The sequence below is a fragment of the Hansschlegelia quercus genome (assembly GCF_004310425.1).
GTDB classification, from domain to species: domain Bacteria; phylum Pseudomonadota; class Alphaproteobacteria; order Rhizobiales; family Methylopilaceae; genus Methylopila; species Methylopila quercus.
Genome location: NZ_SIUB01000002.1, coordinates 400,015 through 426,209 on the forward strand (window position 1 = coordinate 400,015; position 26,195 = coordinate 426,209).

Sequence of the window (26,195 nt, forward strand, 5' to 3'; positions counted from 1 at the left end):
ATCACGGATCACCCGCGTGACGCGCCCTACCCCAGCAATCATGTTCCAGGGCACCGGCTCCAACGTCGGCAAGTCGCTGATCGTCGCGGGGCTCTGCCGGGCGTTCGCGCGGCGCGGCCTGTCCGTCGCGCCGTTCAAGCCGCAGAACATGTCGAACAACGCCGCTGTGACGGCCGACGGCGGCGAAATCGGTCGCGCGCAGGCCTTACAGGCGCGGGCGGCCGGGCTCGAGCCGATGATCGACATGAACCCGGTGCTGCTGAAGCCCGAGAGCGAGACCGGCAGCCAAGTCGTCGTGCAGGGGCGCCGCGTGGGCTCCTATCGCGGACGCGCCTATACCGCGCTCAAGCCGACACTCATGCCGGCGGTGCTAGAAAGCTTCGACCGGCTCTCGGCGGGCCGGGACCTGATGATCGTCGAGGGCGCGGGCAGCGCGGCGGAGGTCAATCTTCGCGCAGGCGACATCGCGAATATGGGCTTCGCCGCGTCGGCCGGCGTCCCGGTCGTTCTCGTCGGCGACGTCGACCGCGGCGGGGTCATCGCGACTCTCGTCGGCGCGCACGCTTTGCTCCCGCCCGACGACCGCGCCCGCGTAAAAGGCTATCTGATCAATCGCTTCCGCGGCGACGTCTCTTTGTTCGACGATGGCCTCGCAGCGATTTCCTCAAACACCGGATGGTCTTCGTTCGGGATCGTGCCTTGGTTCTCGGAGGCCGGGAAATTGCCGGCGGAAGATTCGGCGGATCTCGCCTCCAGAGCGCGCGGCAGTGGACAGGGAGCAAAGATCGTCGCGCTCGCTTTGCCCCGCATCGCGAATTTCGATGACCTCGACCCACTTTCGCTGGAGCCGGGCGTTTCGCTCGAACTCCTGGCGCTCGGCGCGCCCATTCCCGTCGACGCGTCGCTTGTGCTGATCCCCGGTTCGAAGGCCACGATCGCCGATCTCGCGGCCCTTAAAGGCTGCGGCTGGGAGGCGGACATCCGCGCGCACGTCCGGCGCGGCGGCAGGGTTTTCGGGCTCTGCGGCGGATACCAGATGCTTGGCCGCACGGTTGCGGATCCTGACGGCGTCGAAGGCGAGCCTGGCGTCGCCGAAGGGCTCGGGCTGCTCGACGTCGAGACGACGCTCACGGGCGACAAGACGCTCGCGCGCGTGTTCGGCCGCCACGAGGCGAGCGGCGCGCGCGTCGAGGCCTATGAGATCCATCTCGGCCGCACCTCCGGGCCAGACACGGCGCGCGCGCCCTTCGTCATCGACGGCCGGCCTGAAGGCGCGGTTTCTGCAGATGGCCGCGTCGCCGGGACCTATCTCCACGGCGTGTTCGCGGCGGACGGCTTCCGCAAGGCGTTTCTTGAGACGCTCGGCGTCGGGGCGGGAGGGTTCGGCTACGATTCGACGGTGGACGAGACGCTGGACCGATTGGCCGAGCATCTCGAAGCGCATCTCGATCTTGATGCGCTGCTCACGATTGCGCGCGGTCGGCGCTAAAGAAGGTCGCTCGGCACGGGTTTGCGTGCTTCGAGACGCGCCTTCGGCGCTCCTCAGAATGACGAGGTCTGAGACGCCTCAACGGTCCTCATGCTGAGGAGCCGGCCTTAGGCCGGCGTCTCGAAGCACGCATGCTCTCTCAGCCGAGCGCGACCAAAACAGCGAGCGCCGCCGCCGGAATCGCCGCATGGAGGGCGCAGGATGCGACGAACAGCTTTAGCGCCCGCCCGATATCCTCGGGGGCCGCTTCCTGCCGGCCAAGCCCGTTCATCCAGGGATCGTCGACGGCGACGCCCGAGTAGATGCGCGGTCCGCCGAGCGCGAGACCGAGGGCCCCGCCCATCGCCGATTCCGGCCAGCCGGCGTTGGGCGACGCGTGACGGCTCGCATCGCATCGCATCGCCGCCAAGGCCGCGCGCGCGTCGCGCCCTGTTAGCGCGGCGGCCGCAGTGACGACAAGGCCCGAGAGCCTTGCCGGCGCGAGGTTTACGAGATCGTCGAAGCGCGCGGAGGCCCAACCGAAGGCCCGATGCCGCTCGGTCTTGTGGCCGATCATGCTGTCGAGGGTGTTGATCGCCTTGTAGGCGAATAGGCCCGGCAGGCCGAACAGCAGGCACCAGAACGCCGGCGCCACGACGCCGTCGGCGAAGTTCTCCGCAAGCGATTCGATCGCTGCGCGTGAGACGCCGGCCTCGTCGAGCCGTTTCGGGTCGCGTCCGACGATCATCGACACGGCCTGGCGCGCCGCGCCAAGCCCGCCCGCGAAGGCGTCGCGCACGGCGGCGACGTGGTCATGGAGGCTGCGCTGCGCAATCAGCGTCGCCGCGATAACCCCTTCGATCAGGAAGCCGTAGGGCATCGACGCGAAGGTCCAGGCGAGCAGCCAGCCGACCGCCGCAGCCGCGGTGACGACGAGGGTGAGCGTCAGGACGCCGCGGCGGCGTCTCTCGCTCTCGTCCAGCTCGAGCCTGTTGAGCTTCCTGTCGAGGAAACCGATCGCGCGTCCGATGATGACGACAGGATGTGCGAGCCGCCGCCACAGCCAGTTCGGGTCTCCGAAGACCGCGTCGAGAGCGAGCGCGATCAGCAGGATGGCGGCGTGATAGGCGATGTCCAAGGCGTCGAAGCTCCGGCGGCGGATGGGCGGCGGACCGTCGTCCGAGTCAGGGCCACGGGTCAACGCGGCCTTCGCTGCGTTTTCGTTGGCGGACGCGCCGCGCGATCCGCTAAACGGACGGCATGTCCGTTACGACCGTCATCACCATCTGCAGCACCTGCCGGCCCGAAGGCGCTCTAGAAGACGCCGAACGTCCAGGCGCGGCCCTCGGCCGGGCGGTCGCGCGCGCTCTGGCGGCGTGCGGCCCCGAGGTTGAGGTCCAAGCGCGGGCGATCGCATGTCTTTCCGCCTGCTCAAGGGCCTGTTCCGTCGCCGTCGCGTCGCCCGGCAAATTCTCCTACGTGGTCGGCAACCTTCTCGCCGAGGACGCCGACGCGGTCGTCGCCTTTGCAATCGCCCATGCAAAGAGCGCCGACGGCGTGCCGCCTTGGCGCGAACGGCCCGAAAAGGTGCGCAAGAATACACTTTCGCGCGTGCCCCCGGCGGATGCGGCGCACGCTCTCGTGACGGCGATCGAAAGGTGACCCTGGCCGTCATCCCGACCGAGCTAAGCGAGAGCCGGATCATTCTTAGGGAAGCGCTCTATTCCGACGACGATCCCGACTCGGCCTGCCGGTCGTCCGGGATGGCGGCCGTATTTCGCCTGATCGCCGACAGGCGGTCGAGCGCGCCCTGCAGGATGTAGGCGGCGGCAAGCCGGTCGACGCTTTCCGCGCGCTTCTTGCGGCTGGTGTCGAAGGAGATCATCAGCCGCTCGACAGCCGCCGTCGACAAACGCTCGTCCCAGAACCCAATGAGCAGCGGCGTGCGGTTCGCGAGGTTGCGGGCAAAGGCGCGCGTCGCCTGCGCGCGTGGGCCCTCAGTGCCGTCCATGTTGACGGGCAGTCCCAGCAGCAGTCCCACGCAGTTTCGGCTGGCGGCGATCGCCAGCAGGCGGTCGACGTCGGGCGTGAACTTCTTCCGCGCGATCGTCTCCAGTGGCGAAGCGACGGTGCGGGCGGGATCCGACACCGCGACGCCGAGCGTCTTCGTGCCGAGGTCGAGACCGGCGATCGAGCCGCGCTCCGGCAAAGCGGCGGCGAAGGCCTCGAAGTCATCGATAACAGTCGTCATCGGCGCGGCTTAGCATGGGCGCCGCGGGCGCGTCCGCTTGCTTCCCGTGTTCAACCGCTTAGTTCTTCCGCACGGACCAGACATTCCGGACAAGGACCGCTCATGCGAATCACCTGGTACGGCCATTCCGCTTTCAGGCTGGAGTTTGGATCAAGCGTGCTGATGCTGGATCCTTTCCTGCAAAATGGCGTCTTCAAGGGTGACAGGGCGGCGGCGGCGGCAGGAGCGACCCACGTGCTGCTGACCCACGGTCACTTCGATCATGTCGGCGACACCATCGAGATCGCGAAGGCGAATGGCGCGACCTTGATCGCCGACGCCGACCTCGGCGGATGGCTGAACGCGCAGGGCGTCGAAAAGCTGGAGCCGATGAACACCGGCGGCTCCATCTCGCTGCCGGGCCTCAAGATCACGATGACACAGGCGCTGCACTCATCCGGCAAGCTGGGCGATGACGGGGTCTCGCAATATCTCGGCGATCCCCACGGCTTCATCATCGCCCCCGACGGCGAGGACGAGCCGGTGGTCTACGCCATGGGCGACACCGGGATCTTCGGCGACATGAAGCTCATCAACGAGCTCTATGCCCCGACCATCGGCTTCGTGCCGATCGGCGACCGCTTCACCATGGGCGCGAAGACCGCGGCCTACGCCTGCCGCCACTTCTTCGACTTCGACGTCGTGGTGCCGTGTCATTACGGCACATTCCCAATCATCGATCCTTCCGCCGAGCGCTTCACCGAGCTGATGGACAGCGTGCGCGGGACGACGGTGAAGGTTCCCGAGATTGGGGTGGCCTTCGAGACCGACAGCTGAGGCGTCGCGTTGCGAGGCCGAAGGCCTGCGTGTTAAAGCGCGCGCGGTCTCCCTACGCTGCGCTTTTCCAAGGGTCTTGATGTCCGTCGACGAAACAACCGTCCGCCGCGTGGCGAGGCTGGCGCGCATTGCCGTCGCCGATCACGAGGTTCCGAAGCTCGCGACGGAACTGGCCGCGATCCTCGCATTCGTCGAAGAGCTGTCGGAGCTGAACGTCGAGGGCGTGCCTCCGATGACGAGCGTGATCCCGACAGCGCTGACCTTACGCGAGGATGTCGTGAACGACGGCGAAGACGCCGAGAAGGTGCTCGCCAACGCCCCGGCGCGCGAGGCGGACTTCTTCGTCGTCCCGAAGGTGGTGGAATGAGCGGGCCCCTCGACCTCACCTTTGCGGAAGCGCGCAAGGCGATGAAGGCGGGCGAGATTTCGCCCTCGGAGCTGACGCGCGCTTATGTCGAGGCGGCTGAACAGGGCCGCGGCCTCAACGCCTACGTGCTGGAGACGCCTGAGATCGCGCTGGTGCGCGCCAAGGCGTCCGACGATCGCATGGTGAAGGGCGAGGCCGGCGCGCTCGAGGGCCTGCCGCTCGGCGTCAAGGACCTGTTCTGCACGACCGGCGTGCGCACCACCGCCTGCTCGAAGATTCTTGGCGACTTCACGCCGCCTTATGAAAGCCACGTCACGGACCTCATGCGCCGGGCAGGCGCGGTGATGCTGGGCAAGCTGAACAACGACGAATTCGCCATGGGCTCGGCGAACGAGACCTCCTGCTTCGGCCCGCCCGTGAATCCATGGCGGCGCAGCGGCTCGGACGCGAAGATGGTGGCCGGCGGCTCGTCGGGCGGCTCCGCTGCGGCGGTCGCCGCGAAGCTCTGCCTCGGCGCCACCGCCACCGACACCGGCGGCTCGATCCGGCAGCCCGCGGCCTTTACCGGCACCGTCGGCATCAAGCCGACCTATGGCCGCTGCTCGCGCTGGGGCATCGTGGCCTTCGCCTCCTCGCTGGATCAGGCCGGTCCGATCGCCCGCGACGTGCGCGACGCAGCCATTATGCTGGGCGCTATGGCCGGTCATGACCCACGCGACTCGACCTCGGTCGACCGCGCCGTGCCGGACTACGAGGCGGCGGTCGGGCGTTCCGTGAAAGGCCTCAGGATCGGGCTGCCGCGCGAATACCGCGTCGACGGCATGCCGGCCGAGATCGACGCGCTTTGGACCAGGGGCGCTGAGGCGTTGAAGGCCGCGGGCGCCGAGATCGTCGACATCTCCCTGCCCCACACGAAGTACGCCCTGCCCGCTTATTACATCGTGGCGCCCGCCGAGGCCTCGTCGAACCTCGCCCGCTATGACGGCGTGCGCTACGGCGCGCGCGTTCCCGGCCGAGACATCACCGAGATGTACGAGAATACCCGCGCCGCAGGCTTCGGCCCCGAGGTGCGCCGCCGCATCATGATCGGCGCCTATGTGCTCTCCGCCGGCTATTACGACGCCTATTACGTCCGCGCTCAACAGGTCCGCACGCTGATCAAGCGCGACTTCGAGACGGTGTTCGCCGATGGCGTCGACGCCATCCTGACGCCGGCGACGCCGTCGGCCGCCTTCGGGATCGGCGAGAAGGCCGACGCCTCGCCTGTCGAGATGTACCTCAACGACGTCTTCACGGTGACGGTGAACATGGCCGGACTTCCCGGCATCGCCGTACCGGCGGGCCTTTCATCCGAAGGCCTGCCGCTCGCGCTGCAACTCGTCGGGCGGCCGTTCGATGAAGAGACGCTGTTCGCCGCCGGCTCGGTCATCGAGCAGGCGGCGGGCGGTCCGATCAGCCCTGAGCGCTGGTGGTGACGGAGCGGCCGACTTACGCGTCGATGGACGAGGTCCGCGCCGCGATCGACGCGCTCGACGCCGAAATCATGCCGCTGGTCGCTGAGCGCGCGCATTGCATCACCGAAGCCGCCCGGTTGAAGGGCGATCCGGAGATCGCGCTGGTGCCGTGGCGCGTCGAAGAGGTCGCCGCCAACGCCCGGCGACTCGCCGAGGCGAACGGGCTCGATCCCGACCTCGCGGAGAAACTCTGGCGCGCGATGATGACCGAGTTCATCGCCCACGAGCGCGCGCTGATGGAGCGGGCGCAAGGCTGACGCTCTCCACCGAATTGTGCTGCGCGCCTGGAAGGCGCTAGGAAACCTCAAGCGAACGACATCCCTCGGAAGGCCCGCCTCCCCCGATGAACGCCCCGTCCAAAACGCCTGCCTCCTCCAAGCTCATCGCCGGCGCGACCGGGGATTGGGAGCTTGTCATCGGGCTCGAAATCCATGCGCAGGTCACGTCCGAGGCGAAGCTGTTCTCGGGCTCGTCCACCGCGTTCGGCGCGAGCCCGAACAGCCATGTCAGCCTCGTCGACGCGGCGATGCCCGGCATGCTGCCGGTGCTGAACCATGAGTGCGTGCGGCAGGCGATCCGCACGGGGCTCGGCGTCAACGCGCGCATCAACCTGCAGTCGACCTTCGACCGGAAAAACTACTTTTATCCGGACCTGCCGCAGGGCTACCAGATCTCGCAGTTCAAGAGCCCGATCGTCGGCGAGGGTGAGGTCGTCGTGGATCTCGGCGAAGGCGAGAGCGTCACGGTCGGCATCGAGCGCATCCACCTCGAGCAGGACGCCGGCAAGTCGATCCACGATCAGGATCCGAAAAGCTCGTTTGTCGACCTGAACCGCTCCGGCGTCGCGCTGATGGAGATCGTGTCAAAGCCGGATCTGCGCTCCTCCGACGAGGCCAAGGCGTACGTCCAGAAGCTCCGCACCATCCTTCGCTATATCGGCTCCTGCGATGGCGACATGGAGAAGGGCAACCTGCGCGCCGACGTGAACGTCTCGGTCCGCCGCCCCGGCGATCCCTTCGGCACGCGTTGCGAGATCAAGAACGTCAACTCCATCCGCTTCATCGGCCAGGCGATCGAAGTCGAGGCCCGCCGGCAGATCGAAATTCTGGAGGACGGCGGCTCGATCGATCAGGAGACGCGGCTGTTCGACCCCGGCAAGGGCGAGACGCGCGCCATGCGCTCGAAGGAAGAGGCGCATGATTACCGCTACTTCCCCGACCCGGATCTGCTGCCGCTCGTCGTCGAGCAGGCCGAGGTCGACGCGCTCAAGGCCGCTTTGCCCGAACTGCCGGACGAGAAAAAGGCCCGCTTCATCCGCGACTACGGCGTCACCGCCTACGACGCGATGGTGCTGACGCTGGAGCGCGAATCCGCGGACTTCTTCGAGGCCGTCGCCAAAGGCCGGGACGCCAAGCTCGCCGCCAATTGGGTGATCAACGAGCTGTTCGGCCGCCTGAACAAGCAGGGGGTCGGGATCGAGGACAGCCCGCTTTCGGCGGACCAGCTCGGCGGACTGGTCGATCTCGTGACCGAGGGCGTGATCTCCGGCAAGATTGCGAAGGACCTGTTCGAGATCCTCTGGAGCGAAGGCGGCGATCCGCGCGCGCTCGTCGAGTCGCGTGGCCTCAGGCAGGTCACCGATACCGGCGCGATCGAAAAGGTCGTGGATGAGGTGATCGCCGCGAACCCGGACAAGGTCGAGCAGGCGCGCGCCAAGCCGACCCTGATCGGCTGGTTCGTCGGGCAGGTGATGAAGGCGTCCGGCGGCAAGGCGAACCCGCAGGCCGTCAACGACATCCTGAAGGCGAAGCTCGGGATCTGACCGGCTTCGAGGACGAGCGGCGGGTTTGATGGACGCGCTGGACGCATTCCACGCCGAAACGGCCATTCGGCTCGTGGCTGCGACCCTGTGCGGCGTCGTCATCGGGTTCAACCGCGACCTGAAGGACAAGTCCGCCGGCGTGCGCACGCTCGGGCTCGTCTCGCTCGGCGCGTGCCTGGTCTCGCTCGCGGCGCTGAGCGATCCCGGTCTGCGAAACGAGCCGGGTGCGCTGAGCCGAGTCGTTCAAGGCATTCTTCAGGGCGTGCTGACCGGCGTCGGCTTCATCGGCGCCGGCGTGATCCTCAAACCGGCGCCAGACGCCGGAAGAGCCCGTGGATTGACTACCGCAGCGGCGGTTTGGCTGACGGCCGCTCTCGAGATCGCCTGCGCGATCGGCAAATGGCAGCTCGTCGTGATGGGCGTCGTTCTCGCGCTCGTCGTGCTGTCGCTGCCACGACGCCTTTCGCGAAAGCTGGCGCGCGAGTCCGACGATGAAGACTGACGAGCGAGCCTAAGAAAAAGCCCCCGTCCATGGAGGACGAGGGCTTCATCATTCTTGGATCGTCCGCAGGTCAGCAGGGACGATAGCGGATCACCTTGATCGGGTAGCCATGCCGATCGCGCTGACGCGAGATCACCTGGCACTCGGCCCCGCCGTAGTAGGCGCGGGTATAGCCGCGACGATAAGGCCGGTCGTAGTAGCTGTATGGACGGCCGTAATAGCCGTCGTCGTAATAGTACCCGTCGCCATAGCCGTAACCGTAGCGATAGGGGCTTGCGATCGCAGCCCCGGCGGCGAGACCGAGAATGCCGGCTGCCGCGTAGCCGCCATAGTAGCCCCGATGACGACCATAGCCGCCATAATAGCGTCCGCCGCCGCCCCAGCCGCTTCTATAGCCGCGACCGCCGCCGCCCCAGCCGCGCCCGCCACCGCCACCACCCCAGCCGTGGCGAACTTCCTGGATGTCGCTCATTTTCACGCCGCCGACGGTCGGCTCCGACTTGGCGGAAGCCGCCATCGCCGGCATCGAGCCTGCGACCACGCCGAGCGCCGAGACGCCCGCAATCAGTGCGTTACGAAATGAAGTCATGAAACATCTCCCAACGCTCGTCCGGAGCGGCTCCGCCGATCCCCGGATGACGTCTTTGCGCCGGGCGCCTGTGAGCGCCCGCCGCGTTTTGCCTCTCGTAACGAAAAATGGTGCTTGCGAAGCCGTGGACAAGAGCGCGCGAAGACTTGCCGCGCATGCATTCGCAAGCGTAAAGACCCGGCCTTGATGGAGCCTGAGCCGAACCCCTTGTTCGTCTTCCCCCACCGGCATCTGCTTGGGGTCGCAGGCCTGTCGCCGCAGGATATCGAGGGGCTGCTCGCGGCGGCCGAGGATGCGGTTGCTCTCTCCCGCCAATTCGAGAAGAAGCGGGTGAGCCTGCGCGGCCGCACGCAGATCAATTTGTTCTTCGAAAATTCGACCAGGACGCAATCGTCCTTCGAGATCGCGGGCAAGCGACTCGGGGCCGACGTGATGAACATGTCGGTCGGCTCCTCCTCCATCAAGAAGGGCGAGACGGTGCTCGACACCGCGGCGACCCTGAACGCAATGCGGCCCGATATCATCGTCGTGCGCCATCATGCTGCTGGCGCGGTCGCCCTGCTCGCGCAGAAGGTCGACTGCTCGGTGATCAATGCCGGCGACGGCGCGCACGAACACCCGACGCAAGCCCTGCTCGACGCGCTCACCATCAAGCGCGCCAAGGGCCGGATCGAAGGCCTCGTGGTCGCGATCTGCGGCGACGTGCTGCACAGCCGTGTGGCGCGATCCAACATCATCTTGCTGAACGCGCTCGGCGCGCGGGTGCGCGTTGTGGCGCCCTCGACGCTGTTACCGGCGGGCGTCGAGCGGTTGGGCGTGACAACCTATCGCACGATGCGCGAGGGCCTGAAGGACGCCGACGTGGTGATGATGCTGCGCCTGCAGCTCGAGCGGATGGACGGCTCCTACGTGCCTTCCGTGAAGGAGTATTTCGCGCATTTCGGCCTCGACGCGCAGAAACTCGCCTACGCCAAGCCCGACGCCGTGGTCATGCACCCCGGACCGATGAACCGCGGCGTCGAGATCGCGTCGGAGGTCGCGGACGGCCCACGCTCGCTGATCCGCGATCAAGTCGAGATGGGCGTCGCCGTCCGGATGGCAGTGCTCGAGGCTCTCGGAGGGCGTCTGCGCAATGCGTGACGCGGCCCCTCCCCCACCGCCCCGGGCGCTGTTCGTGGACGCGCGGCTGATCTGCCCGGCGAGCGGGCTTGACGAAGTCGGCGCGCTGCTCGTCGACGACGGCAAGATCGCGGCCGTCGGGCGCGACGCGCAAGGTCAGGTCGACGGCGCCGAGATCGTCTCCTGCCGCGGCCAAATTCTCGCGCCCGGCCTGATCGATGTCGGGGCCTTCGTGGGCGAGCCCGGCGCCGAGCACCGCGAGACCATCGCCACAGCGAGCGAGGCGGCGGCTGCGGGCGGCGTGACCACGATCGTCACCCGGCCCGACACGACCCCGTCGGTCGATGCCCCTGAGATTGTCGACTACCTCAAGCGTCGCGCCCGCGACACGGCGTCGGTCAACGTCCATCCGATGGCGGCCCTCACCAAGGGGCTGGCTGGCAAGGAGATGACGGAGATCGGGCTGCTGCTCGAAGCCGGTGCCGTCGCCTTTTCGGACGGGCCGCGGACGATCGCGAGCGCCCGCGTCATGCGCCGCGCGATGACCTACGCGCGGGATTTCGACGCGCTCGTCTGCTGCCATGTCGAGGACGCCGACCTGACCGCCGGCGGCGCGATGAACGAGGGCGAGTTCGCCTCCCGCCTCGGTCTGCCCGGCCGGCCCAAGGCCGCCGAAGCGCTGATCCTCGAACGCGACATCCGGCTCGCGGCGCTGACCGGCGCGCGTTACCACGCGAGCCTCATCACCTGTGCGGAAAGCGTCGCAATCATCGCAAAGGCCAAGGCCGATGGCCTGCCCGTCACCTGCGGGGCCTCGATCGCGCATCTGACGCTGAACGAGAACGACGTCGGCGAGTACCGCACGTTCTTCAAGCTTTCGCCGCCGCTGCGGCATGAGGATGACCGTCTTGCGCTCGTTCAGGCCCTCGCCGAGGGCGTGATCGACATCGTCGTGTCCGCTCACGATCCGCAGGACGTCGAGACCAAGCGCCGGCCGTTCGCCGAGGCCGAGGACGGCGCGATCGGGCTCGAGACGATGCTCGCTGCCGGCTTGCGCCTCGTCCATTCCGGAGAGGTCCCGCTGGCGCGCCTGCTCGCCGCCATGTCGACGCGGCCCGCAGCGCTTCTCGGGCTGCCCGGCGGGTCCCTGAAAGTCGGTGCGCCGGCCGATCTCGTGGTGATCGATCCGGACGCCCCTTGGGTCCTCGACGCGGCCAGCCTGCGGTCCAAGTCGAAGAACACGCCTTTCGATGGCGCCCGGCTTTCGGGTCGTGCGACGCGGACTGTCGTTGCGGGGCGCACCGTGCACGCATACGGTCGCCCTTCGGGATAACAGCCGGCTGCGCAGGCGGACCGGCTCGGGATTTGTTCGCTATGACGCCGTTGCTTGTCGCGGTCGCGCTCGGCTACCTGCTGGGGTCGATTCCGTTCGGCGTCATCGTCACCTATATCGGTGACGGGCGCGACATCCGCACCATCGGCTCGGGGAATATCGGCACCACCAACGTGCTGCGAACCGGGCGCAAGAGCCTGGCGGCGCTCACCCTCCTCGGCGATATGCTGAAGGCGACGGTCGCGGTCTTGATCGCGAACCATTTCTGGGGCCCGACCGCTGGCCTTGCGGCCGGCGCCGCCGCCTTCATCGGCCACGTCTTCCCCGTCTGGCTGAAGTTTCGCGGCGGCAAGGGAGTCGCGACCTATCTCGGCGCTCTGATCGGCGTCGTCTGGCCGGCCGCGCTGGTTTTCGCCGCCGCCTGGATCCTGATCGCGAAGACGACGCGCTATTCCTCGCTCTCGGCGCTGATCGCGAGCCTCGCCGCGCCGGTCGCCGTCGCGATCTTCGACGCGGTCAACCCGACAGCGCTGGTCTTCGCCGGATTGTCCGCGCTGATCTGGGCGTTCCACAGGGACAACATCGCCCGGCTGCTCGCGGGCGAAGAAGGCCGGATCGGTCAGCGCGCTGCCGCGGCTGAAGAAGGCTGATGCAGACCGGCGGCAGGCTTAGCGACGAGCAGCGGATCGCGTGGCTGCGCCTGATCCGCTCCGAAAATGTCGGCCCCCACAGCTTTCGAAGTCTCGTCAATCATTTCGGCGGAGCGGCGGCCGCGCTCGAAGCGCTGCCCTCACTTGCGCGCCGCGGTGGCCGCGGCGGCGCCGTCTGTTCTCGCGAACAGGCCGAGGACGAGCTTGCAGAGATCGGCCGGCGCGGCGCGCGGCTGATCGCGGTCGGCGAACAGGATTATCCCGCAGCGCTCGCAGCAGCCGAGGGCGCACCGCCGGTGATCACCGTCGCCGGATCGGTCGAGTCGTTCCAGCGTCCCGCAGTGGCGATTGTCGGAGGGCGGAACGCCTCCTCAGCAGGACGTTCCTTCGCAGGGCAGATCGCGTCGGAACTCGGCGCAGCTGGCTGGCTGATCGTCTCTGGCCTCGCGCGCGGTATCGACGCCGCCGCTCATTCAGCTTCGCTGAGGAGCGGCACGGCCGCGGTCTTCGCAGGCGGGCTCGACTGTCTCTATCCGCCCGAGCATGCGGATCTCGCGCGCCGCATCGTCAACGAGGGCGCGCTCGTCACCGAGATGCCGATGGGCTGGCAGCCGCGTGGCCGCGACTTCCCGCGCCGCAACCGGATCATCGCAGGCATGTCGCTGGGCACGGTGGTCGTGGAGGCGGCGACCCGATCCGGGTCGCTGATCACCGCGCGGCTCGCGAACGAACTCGGCCGCGAGGTCATGGCGGCGCCCGGATCTCCGCTCGATCCGCGCTGCGAGGGTTCGAATCACCTGCTGCGGGAGGGCGCCACCTTCGTCACGCGCTCCGACGACGTGATCGAGGCTCTGAGCCGGTTGATCGACCGTGGACCGCCCCCGCCGCCGCCAATTTCGCTTGCACAGGCCGGCGCGGCGGGCTTCGACGATCGCGAGCCGGAGGAGGATGACCGCTCGCGCATCATCGCCTTGCTGGGGCCCTCGCCCGCGATGGTCGACGACCTCATTCGCCATTCCGGCGCCGACGCGCGAACGGTGCAGATCGTGTTGCTGGAGCTGGAGCTCGCCGGTCGGCTCGATCGGCACGCTGGAGGGCGGGTGCGGCTAAGAGCCTTCGAGGATTGGGCCTGAGTTGTCGTCCTCAGCCCGCCGGGCCTCGGTTTCGGCTTCAAGCCGGGCCATGTCGAGGAGATAGGCGAGCGTCGCCAAGTCGTTCTTGCGGGCGAGCTGCCTCAGAGCGGCCGCCATCGCCGCCACATAGGAGGCCGTGTCCCGACGGGTGTAAGGCGGCAGTCGACGTCGCGATAGTCGATCCATGGCGCCCCCACTGAGTTGCACAATCTATGATGGCTATATCTTAGATTGCAGGTTGTCCGGTAGCGCAACCTCCAACTCGCGGGAGTTGGCGACGAGCGTCAGCAGAACGGTTATTTGACACGAGGGGGCGCCTCTCCCATTTTCCGCCGCCGCCGGGTGCGGATCGGCGAAAGGCTCACATTCCCCATGAACAGTGTCGTCATCGTCGAATCGCCTGCCAAGGCGAAGACGATCAACAAGTATCTTGGCTCGGACTACGAGGTGTTCGCCTCGTATGGCCACGTCCGCGATCTGCCAGCCAAGGACGGCTCGGTCGATCCCGACGCCGATTTCCACATGCTCTGGGAGGTGGACGGCAAGTCGGCCTCGCGGCTGAACGAGATCGTTCGCGCCGTGAAAGGCGCCGATAAGCTGATTTTGGCGACCGACCCCGACCGCGAGGGCGAGGCGATCTCCTGGCACGTCCTTGAGGTTCTGCGCGCCAAGAAGGCGATCAAGGACCAGCCGATCGAGCGGGTGGTGTTCAACGCCATCACCAAGCAGTCGATTCTCGACGCGATGAAGAAGCCGCGCGAGATCGATGTCGGCCTCGTCGACGCCTATCTCGCCCGCCGCGCTCTGGACTATCTCGTCGGCTTCAACCTCTCGCCGGTCCTGTGGCGCAAGCTGCCCGGCGCACGCTCCGCCGGGCGCGTCCAGTCGGTCGCGCTGAGGCTGGTCTGCGACCGCGAGTCGGAAATAGAACGTTTCGTTCCTCGCGAGTACTGGTCGCTGATCGCGCATCTCGCGACGCCGAAGGGCGACGCATTCGAGGCGCGGATCTCGGCGGCCGACGGAAAGAAGCTCGGCCGTCTCGACATCGCCGACGAGGCGACGGCGACCGCGCTGAAGAAGGCGGTCGAGGCCTCAGACCTTAAGGTCTCCTCCGTCGAGGCCAAGCCCGGCCGACGTAACCCGCAGCCGCCGTTCACCACCTCGACGCTGCAACAGGAGGCTTCGCGCAAGCTCGGCCTCGCGCCGAACCGCACGATGCAAATCGCGCAGCGGCTCTACGAAGGCGTCGACATCGGCGGCGAAACGGTCGGCCTCATCACCTATATGCGCACCGACGGCGTCGACATGGCGCCGGAGGCGATCACGGCCGTCCGCTCCCTCATCGGCTCGGACTACGGCTCTCGTTACGTGCCGGAGAGCCCCCGCAAATACACGGTCAAAGCGAAGAACGCGCAGGAGGCCCACGAGGCCGTACGCCCGACCGACCCGACCCGCTCGCCGAAGGAAATGGCGAAGCGCCTCGACGAGGATCAGGCGCGTCTCTATGACCTGATCTGGAAGCGCACCGTGGCGAGCCAGATGGAATCGGCGGAAGTCGAGCGCACGACGGTCGACATCGCGGCGACCGGCTCCGGCCGGGCGATCGAACTCCGCGCCACCGGCACGGTCGTGACCTTCGACGGGTTTCTCGCGCTCTATCAGGAAGGGCGCGACGACGAAGAGGACGACGAGACGAAGCGCCTGCCCGCGATGGCCGGCGGCGACGCCCTCCGTCGCGACGGTCCGGTCTCCTCGACCCAGCACTTCACCGAGCCGCCTCCCCGCTACACGGAAGCGGCGCTCGTGAAGCGCATGGAGGAGCTCGGCATCGGCCGGCCCTCGACCTACGCGGCCACGCTCGGCGTTCTGCGCGATCGCGAATACGTCAAGCTCGACAAGAAGCGCCTCGTCCCTGACGACAAAGGGCGACTGGTGACGGCCTTCCTGCAGAGCTTCTTCAAGCGCTACGTCGAATATGACTTTACGGCGGGGCTGGAAGAGCAGCTCGACAAGATTTCGAACAATGAACTCGACTGGAAAGAGGTGCTCCGCGCCTTCTGGAAGGAGTTCACCGGCGCTGTCGACGCGACCAAGGAACTCCGGGTCACGGAGGTGCTGGACGCGCTCAACGAGATCCTCGGCCCCTACATCTTCCCTGCGAAGGCCGACGGCTCCGATCCCCGGATCTGCCCGACCTGCGGCAACGGCAGACTGTCGCTGAAGCTCGGCAAGTTCGGCTCGTTCGTCGGCTGCTCGAACTACCCGGAATGCCGCTACACGCGGCCTCTGGGCGGGGAACTCGAGGGCGAGGAGGGCTCGGCGGCCGGTCCGGACGGCGTAAAGGTCCTGGGCGTCGACCCCGCGACCTCCCTCGAGGTCTCGTTGCGGGCCGGCCGCTTCGGTCCTTACGTCCAGCTCGGAGAGCCGGTGGAGAAGGAGAAGCCGAAACGCGCCTCCCTGCCAAAGGGGTGGTCCGCGGCCGATCTCGACCTCGAAGGGGCGCTCAAGCTCCTGACGCTGCCGCGTCTCGTCGGCGCTCACCCCGAGACCGGCAAGCCGATCGAGGCGAATATCGGTCGTTACGGCCCCTACGTCTCCCATGACGGCGTCTATGCGAATCTCGACTCAGCGGAAGAAGTCTTCACCGTCGGCCTCAACCGCGCGGTGTCGGTCATCGCGGAGAAGAAGGAGAAGCGCGGCGGCCGTGGACAGGCGGCTGCCGGACGCGTGGTCGGCGACCATCCCGAAGGCGGCCCGGTCACCGTTCACGCCGGGCGCTACGGGCCTTACGTCAAGCACGGCTCGATCAACGCCACGCTGCCGCAAGGATCGGACCCCGAGACGCTGACGCTGGAGCAGGCGTTGCCGATCATCGCGGCGAAGGCCGCCAGCGGGCCGTCGAAGAAGCCGGCTCGCAAAGCGGCCGCAAAGAAGGCCGCGCCGAAGAAGACGGCCGCTAAGAAAGCTTCGACCAAGAAGACGGCGGCGGGATAGCTGGCGCGGCGAATCTATCGCGCCGCCGTTGCGCCCCGGCCTTGAGCCGGGGCCCAGAACCGCAGACAATCGGGGTCCGTAGCGTCAGCATCTTCCAATTTTGGCGTGTCTGGGTCTCGGCTCAAGGCCGAGACGCGCACGCAGCGCTTCCCGCGGCACGATCGAAAGCGCTCTGTTGTCCAAGCCTTTTTCACGCAAGCCCAAGACCGACCTTCCCGCCTCCGCTCTGCGCACGCGCGGCCTTCCCTCGCGCGACGAGCTCGTCGCCTTCATCACCGAACAGGGCGGCAAGATCGGCAAGCGCGAGATCGCGCGCGCCTTCCGCATCACCGGCGATGACCGTATCGCGCTAAAGGACATGCTCCAGGAGCTCGCGGACGACGGGGTCGTCGGTCGCCGCGGCAAGAAGATCAGCCGCGCAGGCCACCTGCCCTCCGTGACGCTGGGCGACGTGATCGGCCGGGATCGCGACGGCGAGCTGATCGCGACGCCGGTCGAATGGGACGAGGACGAACTGGGCCCGGCGCCGAAGATCCTTGTCGACGTGCCCGCCCGTGGCCGCAAGCCCGGCATGGTCCCCGGCGTCGGCGATCGCGTCCTTGTCCGTGTCGAGCCGCTGGATGAGGTCGAGCCCGGCGGCGCCACACATCATGGCCGCGTCATCAAGGTGCTGTCGAAGCAGTCTGCGCGCGTGCTCGGCATCTTCCGCGGGCTGCCCGACGGCTCAGGCCGGCTCGTGCCCGTAGACAAGAAGAACGCCGGCCGCGAACTCGCGATCTCCGCCGATGATTCCGGCGGGGCGAGCGATGGCGACCTGATCGCCGCCGACATCGTGAAGCAGGGCCGCTACGGGTTGCCGGCTGCGAGGGTGCGGGAGCGGCTGGGCTCGCTGAAGAGCGAGCGCGCCGTCAGCCTGATCGCGATCCATACGCATCAGATCCCTCATGTCTTCCCGGCTGCGGCGCTGGCCGAGGCGGAAGCGGCGCCGGCCGCCTCGATGCGCGGTCGCGAGGATTGGCGGCGGCTGCCGCTGGTCACGATCGATCCCGCGGACGCAAAGGATCACGACGACGCTGTCCATGCGGAGGCTGATCCCGCCCCCGATAATCCGGGCGGCTTCATCGTCACCGTCGCCATCGCGGACGTAGCGGGTTACGTCAGGCCCGGATCGGCGCTCGACCGCGAGGCGCTGGAGCGCGGCAATTCGGTCTATTTCCCCGACCGGGTCGTGCCAATGCTGCCCGAGCGCATCTCCAACGACCTCTGCTCTCTGAAGGAGAAGGTGAACCGTCCGGCGCTCGCCGTACGGATGTATCTCGGGAAGGGCGGACGGAAGATTCGCCATTCCTTCCACCGCGTGATGATGAAGTCGGCGGCGAAGCTCTCCTACACCCAGGCGCAGGCGGCGATCGACGGCGCGCCCGACGACGCCACCGGGCCGCTGCTGGAGACCGTGCTCCGGCCGCTATGGGACGCCTATGCGGCGCTCAAGAACGCCCGCGACGTCCGTGGGCCGCTCGACCTCGACCTACCCGAGCGCAAGCTCCTGCTGAAGCCCGACGGTTCGGTCGATCGGGTGATCGTGCCCGCGCGCCTCGACGCCCACAAGCTGATCGAGGAGTTCATGATCCAGGCGAACGTCGCGGCGGCCGAGACGCTGGAGGCGAAGCGCACGCCGCTCGTCTACCGCGTCCACGATGCGCCCTCGCTCGAAAAGCTCGAGGCGTTGCGCGAGCTGCTCAAGACGCTGGACACGGAGTTCCCGAAGTCGGGCAATCTGAGACCGTCGCATTTCAACGGCATACTGAGACGGATGGCGGACACCGAGAACGCGACCCTCATCAACGAGGTGGTGCTGCGCACGCAGGCGCAGGCCGAATACGCCTCCGACAATTACGGCCATTTTGGCCTGAACCTGCGCCGTTACGCGCACTTCACCTCGCCGATCCGCCGCTACGCCGACCTGATCGTCCACCGGGCGCTGATCCGCGCGCTCGACCTCGGGACAGACGGACTGCCCGACGGAACGACGCCGGACACGCTGGGTGAAATCGGCGCGCGCATCTCCGCCGCCGAGCGTCGCGCAATGGCGGCCGAGCGTGAGACGGTCGATCGGCTTATCGCGCATTTCCTCTCCGATCAGGTCGGCGCGACCTTCTCGGGGCGCATCGCGGGCGTCACCCGCTCGGGGCTGTTCGTGAAGCTCGACGACACCGGCGCGGACGGCTTCATCCCCGCCGCGACGCTCGGTGACGACTATTTCGTGCATGACGAAGCTGCGCGGGCGCTCGTCGGCGAACGGACAGGTGAAAGTTTCCGCTTGGGAGACCATGTGGACGTGAAGCTGATCGACGCCGCTCCGGTCGCAGGCGCCTTGCGCTTCGAGATGCTTTCGGAGGGCCGCCCCGGAAAGGTGGCCGGCCGCGGCAAGCGCGGCATGAGGCGGATGGCCGCCACGACGTCAGGCTCGCGAGGCCCGAGCGGGCCCTACAAGCCCGGTCCGAAAAAAGCGAAGGGACGGCGATGAGCGCGGACGTGACGATCTCCGGATCTCCCGGAGCGCTCGAAGAGCGGCCGGTGGGACGATCGATCGGGCGCGGCGCGAAGCTGCGTTGCCCGCGATGCGGGAAGGGCAAGATATTCGACGGTTATCTCAAGGTTCATCCCGTCTGCGCCGTCTGCGGCGAGGAACTGCACCACCAACGCGCGGACGACGCGCCGCCTTACATCGTCATTTCGGTGGTGGCCCACATCGTGATCGGCGGCTTGCTGTCGGTGGAGACCACCTATCATCCTCCGGCCTGGGTGCAGATGGCCATCTGGCTGCCGGCGACGGTGATCCTGTCGCTCGCCATGCTGCCCTCCGTGAAAGGCGCGCTGATCGGCCTGCAATGGGCGCTCAGGATGCACGGCTTCGGCGGCGAAGGCGAAGACGGCGCCCTCCGCGACGGCGGGCTGAAGCCGGACAGTCCGGTGTGAGCGCCCTCTCCGTCACGGCGGCTTCAAAACAGGCGCCGAAGCGGCTGCCGATCCGCGATGCGGCGACCGTCATGCTGATCGATGCGTCGGGACGCGAGCCGAAGGTGCTTATGGGCCGCCGGCACGAGGGCGTTCGCTTCATGCCGGGCAAGTACGTCTTCCCGGGCGGGCGCGTGGAGCGGGCCGACGGCCTCGTCAGCGTCGCGGCCCCCTACCCGCCGCATGTCGAGCGTCGATTGAAGCATGGCGTCCGCCGCGCCACCGCTTCCCGGGTGAAGGCCTACGGCCTCGCCGCCATTCGGGAGCTTGCGGAAGAGACCGGACTGATGATCGGCCAGCGCGGCGTGGCGTTTCGCGCCCGCGGGGACGCCTGGGCGCCGTTCGTCGAGGCGGGTATCGCGCCGTCGCTCGACGGGCTGCATTTCGTCGCGCGCGCGATCACGCCGCCCGGTCGGCCAAGGCGCTTCGACACCCGCTTCTTCGCAGCCGACGCCAGCCTGATCGCCGCGCGCCGCGAGGGCGTAATCCATGCGGACGCCGAGTTGGTGGAACTCTGCTGGCCGACGCTCGCGGAGGCGCGCTCTCTCGATCTTCCCGCGATCACGCGGCTGATCCTCGTCGATCTCGAAGCGCGGCTGGAGGACGGCCTGGAGCGCGACCAACCGACCCCATTCTATCGGCGCGGATCGCAGTCAGCGCGCGAACTCGTATGAGGCGTTGACCACGGCGCTCTACCGCCGCGGCCGCTGGCTTTCAGACGGCCGGTGTGCTCTTGCCTCTCGCCATGCTTCATCAGTCTACCTCAACCCCCGCCGACCGCCTTGGGATCGCGGCCGCGATCGGATGCATCACGCTTGCCGGCGTCAGCCTCAGCCTTTCGGTGCCGCTGCTCGCGCTGGCGATGGAGGCGCGTGGGGCGTCGGGTTCGATGATCGGCGCGAACACCGCGCTTGCAGGTCTCGCCGTCATGATCGTCGCGCCGCTGCTGCCGCGGCTCGCTGCCATCTTCGGGGTGACCTCGCTGCTTCTAGGAGCACTTGCGCTCGGCGCGGCGACCAGCGTCGCGTTCTACTTCGTCGAGCCGCTCTGGGCGTGGTTCCCCTTGCGCTTCCTGTTCGGCGGCGCATTCGCCACGTTGTTCGTGGTCTCGGAATTCTGGATCAACGCCGCTGCGCCCCCGAAGTCGCGCGGCCTCGTCATGGGTCTTTACGGCACGGCGCTCTCGGTCGGCTTCTCCGCAGGACCGGCGATCGTGGCCTGGACGGGGCTGACCAGCTTCACGCCTTACGCGATATGCGCTGCCCTGTTCGCGCTGGCCGCCTTCCCTGTGTTCGCCGCCGGCGGCTCCGCGCCGCGGATCGAACGTCCTGAGGCCGGGCGCGGCGTCCTGTTCTTTATCAGGCTCGCCCCTGCCGCCACTCTCGCGGGCTTTACCTTCGGCGCCATCGAGACCGGCGGCTTCACCTTCCTGCCGATCTACGGCGTTCGCATCGGCCTGACGCCTGGCGAGGCGACGCTGCTCGGCTCCGCTGTCGCGATCGGCAACGTCCTGTGGCAGATGCCGATCGGTCTGTTGAGCGACCGAATGGACCGCCGCCTCCTGCTGCTGCTGATCGGCGTCCTCGGCCTCGCCGGGGCGCTCGCGATTCCTTACGTTTCGCAGTGGCCGATCCCGTTCTACGTCATGCTGGCGCTGTGGGGCGGTGCGGTCTCGGGGCTCTACACCGTCGGGCTGGCGCTCATCGGCTCGCGATTCTCAGGGGTAGACCTCGCCACCGCCAACGCAGCTTTTGTCGTGATGTACTCGCTCGGCATGCTCGTCGGGCCGCCGGTCCTCGGCGCTGGCTTCGACGTCTGGAACCCGCACGGCGCGCCGCTCGCCATGGCCGCGATCCTGCTCGCCTATATCGTGCTAATCGCGAGACGCCGGCGCGCGCCTTGACATCAGAGGCTACGTGAGTAGGTTGCGCGCTCGCTCGATTTCATACGATTGCGGCGCGCGTTCCTCGCGGCCGCCCGCCCGAGGTTCTCGTCATGGCGAAGGCCGCCAACATCAAGATCAAGCTGCTGAGCACGGCCGACACCGGCTTCTTCTACGTGACCAGCAAGAACTCTCGCACGAAGACCGAGAAGATGGTGCTCAAGAAGTACGATCCGGTCGCGCGCAAGCACGTCGAGTTCAAGGAGACCAAGATCAAGTGATCTCAGATCGCTGATCCAGGTTCACGACCTCGAATGAAAAAGGCGGCCTCCGGGGCCGCCTTTTTGTTTGCCGTGGGTTTGGGCGTCGCCGTCAGGCGGCGTCCGCGACGACCCGGTTGCGGCCCTCGGCCTTCGCCTTGTAGAGCGCGACGTCGGCGCGCTTCAGAAGCGTCGCGGCCTCGTCCTGAGGGCCGTTGAGGCTGGCGACGCCGACGGAGACCGTGACGTCGAGCAGGCGCGCGCCGCGGCCGAGCTCGAATCGGGTCGCCGAGCACTTCGTGCGAATGCGCTCGGCGACGACGCGCGCCACCGCAGCGTCCGTCTCGGGCATGATCACCACGAACTCCTCGCCGCCGAGCCGGCACGCGAGGTCGATGCCGCGCACGCTGGCCTTCAGGCGCCGCGAGAACTCGCGCAGCACCTCGTCGCCGCCGTCGTGTCCGTAGGTATCGTTGACGCGCTTGAAGTAGTCGATGTCGACCACGAGCGCGGACAACGGACGGTCGCGGCTCACCGCCTGATCGATGAGGCTCTGGAGATGGGTCTCCATGTAGCGGCGATTGTGCAGGCCGGTCAGCCCGTCGGTGACGGCGAGCTCCATGCTGTTCTGCAGGTTCGAGCGCAGGCGATCCGTGTAGCGACGGCGCTTCACCTGCGTCCGGATTCGCGCCTTGAGCTCGTTCGGCTCGACCGGCCGTATCAGATAGTCGTTGACGCCGACCTCTAGGCCGCGAAGCACGCGGGCATTCTGGTCCGGCGCGGCGATCAACACCACGGGGGTCATGCGCGTGCGCTCGAGCGAACGGATCTGCGCGCACAGTCGCAGCGCGTCGTAGTTCTCCAGCGACAGCGCGACGATCACGACGTCGAAATCGCCTTCCGCAACCCGGAACAGCGCCTCCTGCGGATCGCCTTCGATCTCCACCGTCTGCTCGCCTTCGAGCGCGAGGGCAATCCGCTCCGAAGAGCTTTCGCGGTCGTCGACGACAAGGACCCGCCCGTCGCGGCCGGTGTCGGCGATCGCCGCAATCAGGGCGTCCGACATGCCGATCTCACGAGTGGTCTGAGCGCGCAGGCGCAGCTCGTCGCCGAGCATCTTGAGACGCGTGAGCGACCGCACTCTCGCCATCAGCGCGATGTCGGCGACTGGCTTCGTCAGGAAGTCGTCCGCCCCGGCTTCAAGACCTTGCAGCCGGTCGGACGGCTGGTCGAGGGCAGTGATGATGATGACCGGGATGTGGTGGGTCTGCGGGTCGGCCTTCAGCCGTCGGCACACCTCGAATCCGTCCATCCCCGGCATCATCACGTCGAGCAGGACGATGTCGCACTGAGCCCGAGCGCAGACGTCGAGCGCCTCCTGCCCCGTGGCGGCGGTGATCACGTCGAAATATTCGGCGGTGAGCCGGGCTTCGAGAAGTTTGAGGTTGGCGGCGATGTCGTCGACGACCAGGATCCGAGCGGTCATTCGTCGGCTCACCCTTCCCCGAGGAAATGACGCACGGTCTCGAGAAACTTCGAAACCGAGATCGGCTTTGAAAGATAGGCCTCGCAGCCCCCTCCGCGGATGCGCTCCTCGTCTCCCTTCATGGCGAAGGCCGTGACGGCGATCACCGGGATGGGCCGCGTACGTTCGTCCTCCTTCAGCCACCGCGTGACGTCGAGGCCGGAGACCTCGGGCAATTGGATGTCCATGAGGATGAGGTCGGGCATGCGGGTGCGGGCGAGCTCAAGCGCCTCGATGCCGTTCCGTGTCTCGATGGTGGCGTAGCCATGCGCCTCCAGGAGATCGTGGAAGAGCTTCATGTTGAGCTCGTTGTCTTCTACGATCAGGACGGTTTTCGGCATACTGACTGCACTCCACCGTGCCGGACGCAAAGGGCGAGGCGCCGTGCGCCCCCGGAAGGTAGGGACGCGCTCGCCAGCGTTCGATGAGCCGCCGCGATATGTCGTTCTTTCACAAAACTCTAGCGAACATTCCTTGCGAAAAGGCGAACGGACATGCTGAAGACCCCGAACGTCGATCCGTCGGCGGAAGACATCGGGGCGCGAGCGCTCGGCTTCCTCGCGCAGGATATGCAGCGGCTTGGCCGCTTCCTCGCTTTGTCCGGCCTTGAACCCTCGACGATCCGGGCGGCCGCGCGTGAGCCGGGCTTTACAGCCGCCGTACTCGATCATCTGCTGACGGACGAGCGCCTTCTGCTCGCCTTTGCGGAGGCCGAAGGTCTTCGGCCGGAGGCGGTGGCGGACGCCCGCCGCCGGCTGACCGGCGACGCAGATCCCGTGGGCTGATCGGACAGCCGTGGCGCAGCCCTTCGCCTTCTGCCGGGACTGCCTCGCCGAGGCGGCGGCGGGGCCGCGCTGCCTGCGCTGCGGAAGCCCACGGATCGCACGGCATCGCGAGCTTGCGACGCTCTCGATCGCTCATGTCGACTGCGACGCCTTCTTCGCCACGATCGAGAAGCGCGACGACCCGTCGCTCGCCGAAAAGCCGGTGATCATCGGCGGCGGCAAGCGCGGCGTCGTTTCGACCGCCTGCTACATCGCGCGGATCCGCGGCGTGAAGTCCGCCATGCCGATGTTCAAGGCGCTGAAGCTGTGCCCCGATGCGGTGGTCGTGAAGCCGAACTTCGCGAAGTATGTCGAAGCGAGCCGCGCGGTGAAGGCCAAGATGCTGGCGCTCACTCCGCTCGTAGAGCCGCTGTCGATCGACGAGGCGTTTCTCGATCTTTCCGGCACGGCGGCGCTGCACAAGGCGCCGCCCGCGCTGACGCTCGCGCGATTCGCGCAGGAGGTGGAGCGGGACGTCGGGATCACGGTCTCCGTCGGCCTCGCGAGCAACAAGTTCCTCGCCAAGATCGCGTCCGACCTCGACAAGCCGCGCGGCTTCGCCTGCCTCTCGATCAATGAGGCTTCGGCCTTCCTGAGCGACCGGCCGATCGGCTTCCTATGGGGCGTCGGACCCGCCTTCGCCGATCAGTTGGCCCGCGACGGGCTGCGCACGATAGGCGACCTTCAGCGCGCCGACCCACGCGACCTGGCGCGGCGCTACGGCGAAGGAGGCCTGAGGCTCTCGCGCCTTGCCTTCGGCAAGGACGACCGCTCGGTCCAACCGGATCGCGCGCGCAAAAGCGTGGGGGCGGAGACCACTTTCGACGTCGATGTGACGGCTGCCGACGAGCTGGAGGCGCGACTTTGGCGACTTTGCGAGAAGGTCGCGGCGCGGCTCCGGGCCGATGAGATCGCCGGCTCGACCGTCACGCTGAAGCTCAAGACGACGGATTTCCGGCTGCGAACCCGCGCGCACGCCTTGCCCTCGCCGACCCTGCTCGCCGGACGGATCTTCGAGGCCGCGCGCGGCATGCTGAAGCGCGAAGCGAACGGCACGGCGTTCCGGCTGATCGGGGTGTCGATCTCGGATCTGCGGCCGGGAACGGACGCCGACCCACCGGATCTGGAGCGGCGAACGGAAAAGCTCGGCGCGATCGAAACCGCGATGGCGAAGCTTCGGGCGCGGTTCGGCGACGATTCGGTTGAGCGGGCGTTTGCGCACCGGCCGCGGCGGTAGTCAGGGGCATGCCTTCGAGGCGGGCAGGAACTCCAGCTCCTTCAGGTCGCCATCGAGGATGAACTCCCCGTAGTCGATGCGGAGCGCGCGGCTGACGCCGTTGGCGTAGAGCTCGAAGCTCATCTCGTAGTCCGGGGTGCGCTCGCCGTCTTCCGCCTTGTCCTGTTGAAAATAGCTGATCGTGACGGGCCAATGCGGCTGCCCGACGAGCTCCTTCACGCGCGCCGGCTCCTCCAGCCCGGGCTCCGGAGCGTCACTCCGCTTCCCGATCACGCTCAGCGTGTCGAAGCTTTTGTCCCCCGCCTCCGACCCGTCATAGACGCTCGCCTCGAGCAGCGACTCGCCGCGCTGCGCGGCCTCGATGATCCGGATTAGGTGCTCGGTCGGAAACAGCGTCTTCTTGTCGAAGGCGTTCGACGTCTTCTCGGGCTTGGTCGTGCTGACGTTCACGCCATCAGACGCGCGCTCGGCATGGCCGTCGGTATCGCGGTCGAGCTTCTGGTTCAGGAAGTTCTGCGCCGCGAACTTGAAGCTCTTCGCCGCGCCGTCCTCCCAGGTCTTCGAGCGCAAATCAGAGACGTTGGTGTCGCCGCCCTCGCTCGCGATCTCCGTGACCTGCCGGAAATTCAGCGCGTAACCGCCGCAGGAATCGCCCTTGAACTCGTAGACGATGCGCCCCCTCACCTGCTCGACCTGGGTGGAGCCGCGGGTGGAGCGCAGCTTCAGCTCGTAGACCGCGCGATGCGCCACAAGGGGAGCGGCGGCGAATGCGGGCTCGGCCAGCGCGAGAAGCGCCAGCGCGCCGGCGGCGGCGATGCGGAATGGGATGATCACGTGTGATGCGGCCTCGTCGTCATGCCGTTTCCATTGTGCGGCGCGCTCGGCTAAAGG

Annotated in this window: 27 protein-coding genes; 20 read left to right on the top strand and 7 right to left on the bottom strand. The window is 67.6% G+C overall.

Annotation, left to right across the window (positions count from 1 at the left end; translation table 11 throughout):
- Positions 1-40: 40 nt before the first annotated feature.
- Positions 41-1,489: a cobyric acid synthase gene (locus tag EYR15_RS05925; protein WP_131002439.1), complete on the top strand. Its 1,449-nt coding sequence runs from the start codon at positions 41-43 to the stop codon at positions 1,487-1,489.
- Positions 1,490-1,628: 139 nt separating this feature from the next.
- Here the strand turns inward: EYR15_RS05925 and cbiB are convergent, their stop codons facing one another.
- Entirely contained in the window at positions 1,629-2,606 is a 978-nt protein-coding gene (gene cbiB / locus EYR15_RS05930; RefSeq protein ID WP_131002028.1) for an adenosylcobinamide-phosphate synthase CbiB, read from the bottom strand.
- A 122-nt stretch (positions 2,607-2,728) separates the two neighbouring features.
- Here cbiB and EYR15_RS05935 point away from each other — a divergent pair, with 122 nt between their 5' ends.
- The gene (locus EYR15_RS05935; RefSeq protein WP_131002030.1) at positions 2,729-3,130 is read left to right on the top strand and encodes a DUF1636 family protein; all 402 of its coding nucleotides are present in this window, start codon (positions 2,729-2,731) and stop codon (positions 3,128-3,130) included.
- A 58-nt stretch (positions 3,131-3,188) separates the two neighbouring features.
- Here the strand turns inward: EYR15_RS05935 and ruvX are convergent, their stop codons facing one another.
- Positions 3,189-3,719 carry a Holliday junction resolvase RuvX gene (ruvX, locus tag EYR15_RS05940; protein ID WP_131002032.1) on the bottom strand — a complete coding sequence of 177 codons (531 nt, stop codon included), beginning with the start codon at positions 3,717-3,719 and terminating at the stop codon, positions 3,189-3,191.
- A gap of 102 nt (positions 3,720-3,821) precedes the next feature.
- Here ruvX and EYR15_RS05945 point away from each other — a divergent pair, with 102 nt between their 5' ends.
- The 6 genes from EYR15_RS05945 (at position 3,822) to EYR15_RS05970 (ending at position 8,740) form a co-directional block, all read left to right on the top strand.
- Entirely contained in the window at positions 3,822-4,535 is a 714-nt protein-coding gene (locus tag EYR15_RS05945; protein WP_131002034.1) for a metal-dependent hydrolase, read from the top strand.
- 79 nt (positions 4,536-4,614) lie between these two features.
- Complete coding sequence (gatC, locus tag EYR15_RS05950; protein ID WP_131002036.1) at positions 4,615-4,902, top strand: Asp-tRNA(Asn)/Glu-tRNA(Gln) amidotransferase subunit GatC; 288 nt, start codon at positions 4,615-4,617, stop codon at positions 4,900-4,902.
- Entirely contained in the window at positions 4,899-6,377 is a 1,479-nt protein-coding gene (gatA, locus tag EYR15_RS05955; protein ID WP_131002038.1) for an Asp-tRNA(Asn)/Glu-tRNA(Gln) amidotransferase subunit GatA, read from the top strand. Before gatC ends, gatA begins: the two co-directional genes overlap by 4 nt.
- Complete coding sequence (locus tag EYR15_RS05960; protein WP_245498171.1) at positions 6,374-6,673, top strand: chorismate mutase; 300 nt, start codon at positions 6,374-6,376, stop codon at positions 6,671-6,673. Before gatA ends, EYR15_RS05960 begins: the two co-directional genes overlap by 4 nt.
- Positions 6,674-6,759: 86 nt before the next feature.
- Positions 6,760-8,238 carry an Asp-tRNA(Asn)/Glu-tRNA(Gln) amidotransferase subunit GatB gene (gene gatB, locus EYR15_RS05965; RefSeq protein ID WP_131002042.1) on the top strand — a complete coding sequence of 493 codons (1,479 nt, stop codon included), beginning with the start codon at positions 6,760-6,762 and terminating at the stop codon, positions 8,236-8,238.
- 28 nt (positions 8,239-8,266) lie between these two features.
- The gene (locus tag EYR15_RS05970) at positions 8,267-8,740 is read left to right on the top strand and encodes an MgtC/SapB family protein (protein ID WP_131002044.1); all 474 of its coding nucleotides are present in this window, start codon (positions 8,267-8,269) and stop codon (positions 8,738-8,740) included.
- 70 nt (positions 8,741-8,810) lie between these two features.
- Here EYR15_RS05970 and EYR15_RS05975 read toward each other — a convergent pair whose 3' ends face one another.
- Positions 8,811-9,329 (bottom strand): hypothetical protein, encoded by a 519-nt coding sequence (locus EYR15_RS05975; protein WP_131002046.1) that lies wholly within the window; start codon positions 9,327-9,329, stop codon positions 8,811-8,813.
- A 186-nt stretch (positions 9,330-9,515) separates the two neighbouring features.
- Here EYR15_RS05975 and EYR15_RS05980 point away from each other — a divergent pair, with 186 nt between their 5' ends.
- From EYR15_RS05980 to dprA, 4 genes are read left to right on the top strand one after another with little or no spacing between them, the layout of a single operon-like run.
- Positions 9,516-10,469 carry an aspartate carbamoyltransferase catalytic subunit gene (locus tag EYR15_RS05980; protein WP_131002048.1) on the top strand — a complete coding sequence of 318 codons (954 nt, stop codon included), beginning with the start codon at positions 9,516-9,518 and terminating at the stop codon, positions 10,467-10,469.
- A complete protein-coding gene (locus tag EYR15_RS05985; RefSeq protein ID WP_131002050.1) occupies positions 10,462-11,781 on the top strand; it encodes a dihydroorotase in 1,320 nt (439 codons plus the stop codon). The genes EYR15_RS05980 and EYR15_RS05985 overlap by 8 nt, the downstream gene beginning before the upstream one ends.
- Before the next feature lie 41 nt (positions 11,782-11,822).
- Positions 11,823-12,431 carry a glycerol-3-phosphate 1-O-acyltransferase PlsY gene (gene plsY, locus EYR15_RS05990; protein ID WP_131002052.1) on the top strand — a complete coding sequence of 203 codons (609 nt, stop codon included), beginning with the start codon at positions 11,823-11,825 and terminating at the stop codon, positions 12,429-12,431.
- Positions 12,431-13,564, top strand: coding sequence for a DNA-processing protein DprA (gene dprA, locus EYR15_RS05995; protein ID WP_131002054.1), 1,134 nt, complete (start codon positions 12,431-12,433; stop codon positions 13,562-13,564). The genes plsY and dprA overlap by 1 nt, the downstream gene beginning before the upstream one ends.
- Here dprA and EYR15_RS06000 read toward each other — a convergent pair.
- On the bottom strand, positions 13,538-13,750 hold the full coding sequence (locus EYR15_RS06000) for a hypothetical protein (RefSeq protein ID WP_131002056.1): 213 nt from the start codon (positions 13,748-13,750) through the stop codon (positions 13,538-13,540). The genes dprA and EYR15_RS06000 overlap by 27 nt on opposite strands.
- A 186-nt stretch (positions 13,751-13,936) precedes the next feature.
- Here EYR15_RS06000 and topA point away from each other — a divergent pair, with 186 nt between their 5' ends.
- The 6 genes from topA (at position 13,937) to rpmG (ending at position 21,739) form a co-directional block, all read left to right on the top strand.
- Positions 13,937-16,558, top strand: coding sequence for a type I DNA topoisomerase (topA, locus tag EYR15_RS06005; protein WP_131002058.1), 2,622 nt, complete (start codon positions 13,937-13,939; stop codon positions 16,556-16,558).
- A gap of 175 nt (positions 16,559-16,733) precedes the next feature.
- Positions 16,734-19,085, top strand: coding sequence for a ribonuclease R (gene rnr / locus EYR15_RS06010; RefSeq protein ID WP_131002060.1), 2,352 nt, complete (start codon positions 16,734-16,736; stop codon positions 19,083-19,085).
- Positions 19,082-19,537: a DUF983 domain-containing protein gene (locus tag EYR15_RS06015; protein WP_131002062.1), complete on the top strand. Its 456-nt coding sequence runs from the start codon at positions 19,082-19,084 to the stop codon at positions 19,535-19,537. The genes rnr and EYR15_RS06015 overlap by 4 nt, the downstream gene beginning before the upstream one ends.
- Positions 19,534-20,250 carry an NUDIX hydrolase gene (locus EYR15_RS06020; RefSeq protein WP_131002064.1) on the top strand — a complete coding sequence of 239 codons (717 nt, stop codon included), beginning with the start codon at positions 19,534-19,536 and terminating at the stop codon, positions 20,248-20,250. Before EYR15_RS06015 ends, EYR15_RS06020 begins: the two co-directional genes overlap by 4 nt.
- 71 nt (positions 20,251-20,321) lie before the next feature.
- Positions 20,322-21,479: an MFS transporter gene (locus tag EYR15_RS06025; RefSeq protein ID WP_131002066.1), complete on the top strand. Its 1,158-nt coding sequence runs from the start codon at positions 20,322-20,324 to the stop codon at positions 21,477-21,479.
- 92 nt (positions 21,480-21,571) lie between these two features.
- Positions 21,572-21,739 (top strand): 50S ribosomal protein L33, encoded by a 168-nt coding sequence (rpmG, locus tag EYR15_RS06030; protein ID WP_131002067.1) that lies wholly within the window; start codon positions 21,572-21,574, stop codon positions 21,737-21,739.
- A gap of 91 nt (positions 21,740-21,830) precedes the next feature.
- On the opposite strand, the gene EYR15_RS06035 is transcribed toward rpmG, so the two are convergent.
- Positions 21,831-23,204: a PleD family two-component system response regulator gene (locus EYR15_RS06035; protein WP_131002070.1), complete on the bottom strand. Its 1,374-nt coding sequence runs from the start codon at positions 23,202-23,204 to the stop codon at positions 21,831-21,833.
- 8 nt (positions 23,205-23,212) lie between these two features.
- Positions 23,213-23,584: a response regulator gene (locus EYR15_RS06040; protein WP_131002072.1), complete on the bottom strand. Its 372-nt coding sequence runs from the start codon at positions 23,582-23,584 to the stop codon at positions 23,213-23,215.
- Positions 23,585-23,737: 153 nt separating this feature from the next.
- On the opposite strand from EYR15_RS06040, the gene EYR15_RS06045 reads away from it, so the two are divergent.
- Positions 23,738-24,028, top strand: a complete 291-nt coding sequence (locus EYR15_RS06045) for a DUF3572 domain-containing protein (protein ID WP_131002074.1) — start codon at positions 23,738-23,740, stop codon at positions 24,026-24,028.
- Between the two features lie 10 nt (positions 24,029-24,038).
- Positions 24,039-25,304 carry a DNA polymerase IV gene (locus EYR15_RS06050; RefSeq protein WP_131002076.1) on the top strand — a complete coding sequence of 422 codons (1,266 nt, stop codon included), beginning with the start codon at positions 24,039-24,041 and terminating at the stop codon, positions 25,302-25,304.
- Here EYR15_RS06050 and EYR15_RS06055 read toward each other — a convergent pair whose 3' ends face one another.
- Positions 25,305-26,138: a cell envelope integrity EipB family protein gene (locus EYR15_RS06055; RefSeq protein ID WP_131002078.1), complete on the bottom strand. Its 834-nt coding sequence runs from the start codon at positions 26,136-26,138 to the stop codon at positions 25,305-25,307.
- Between the last annotated feature and the right edge of the window lie 57 nt (positions 26,139-26,195).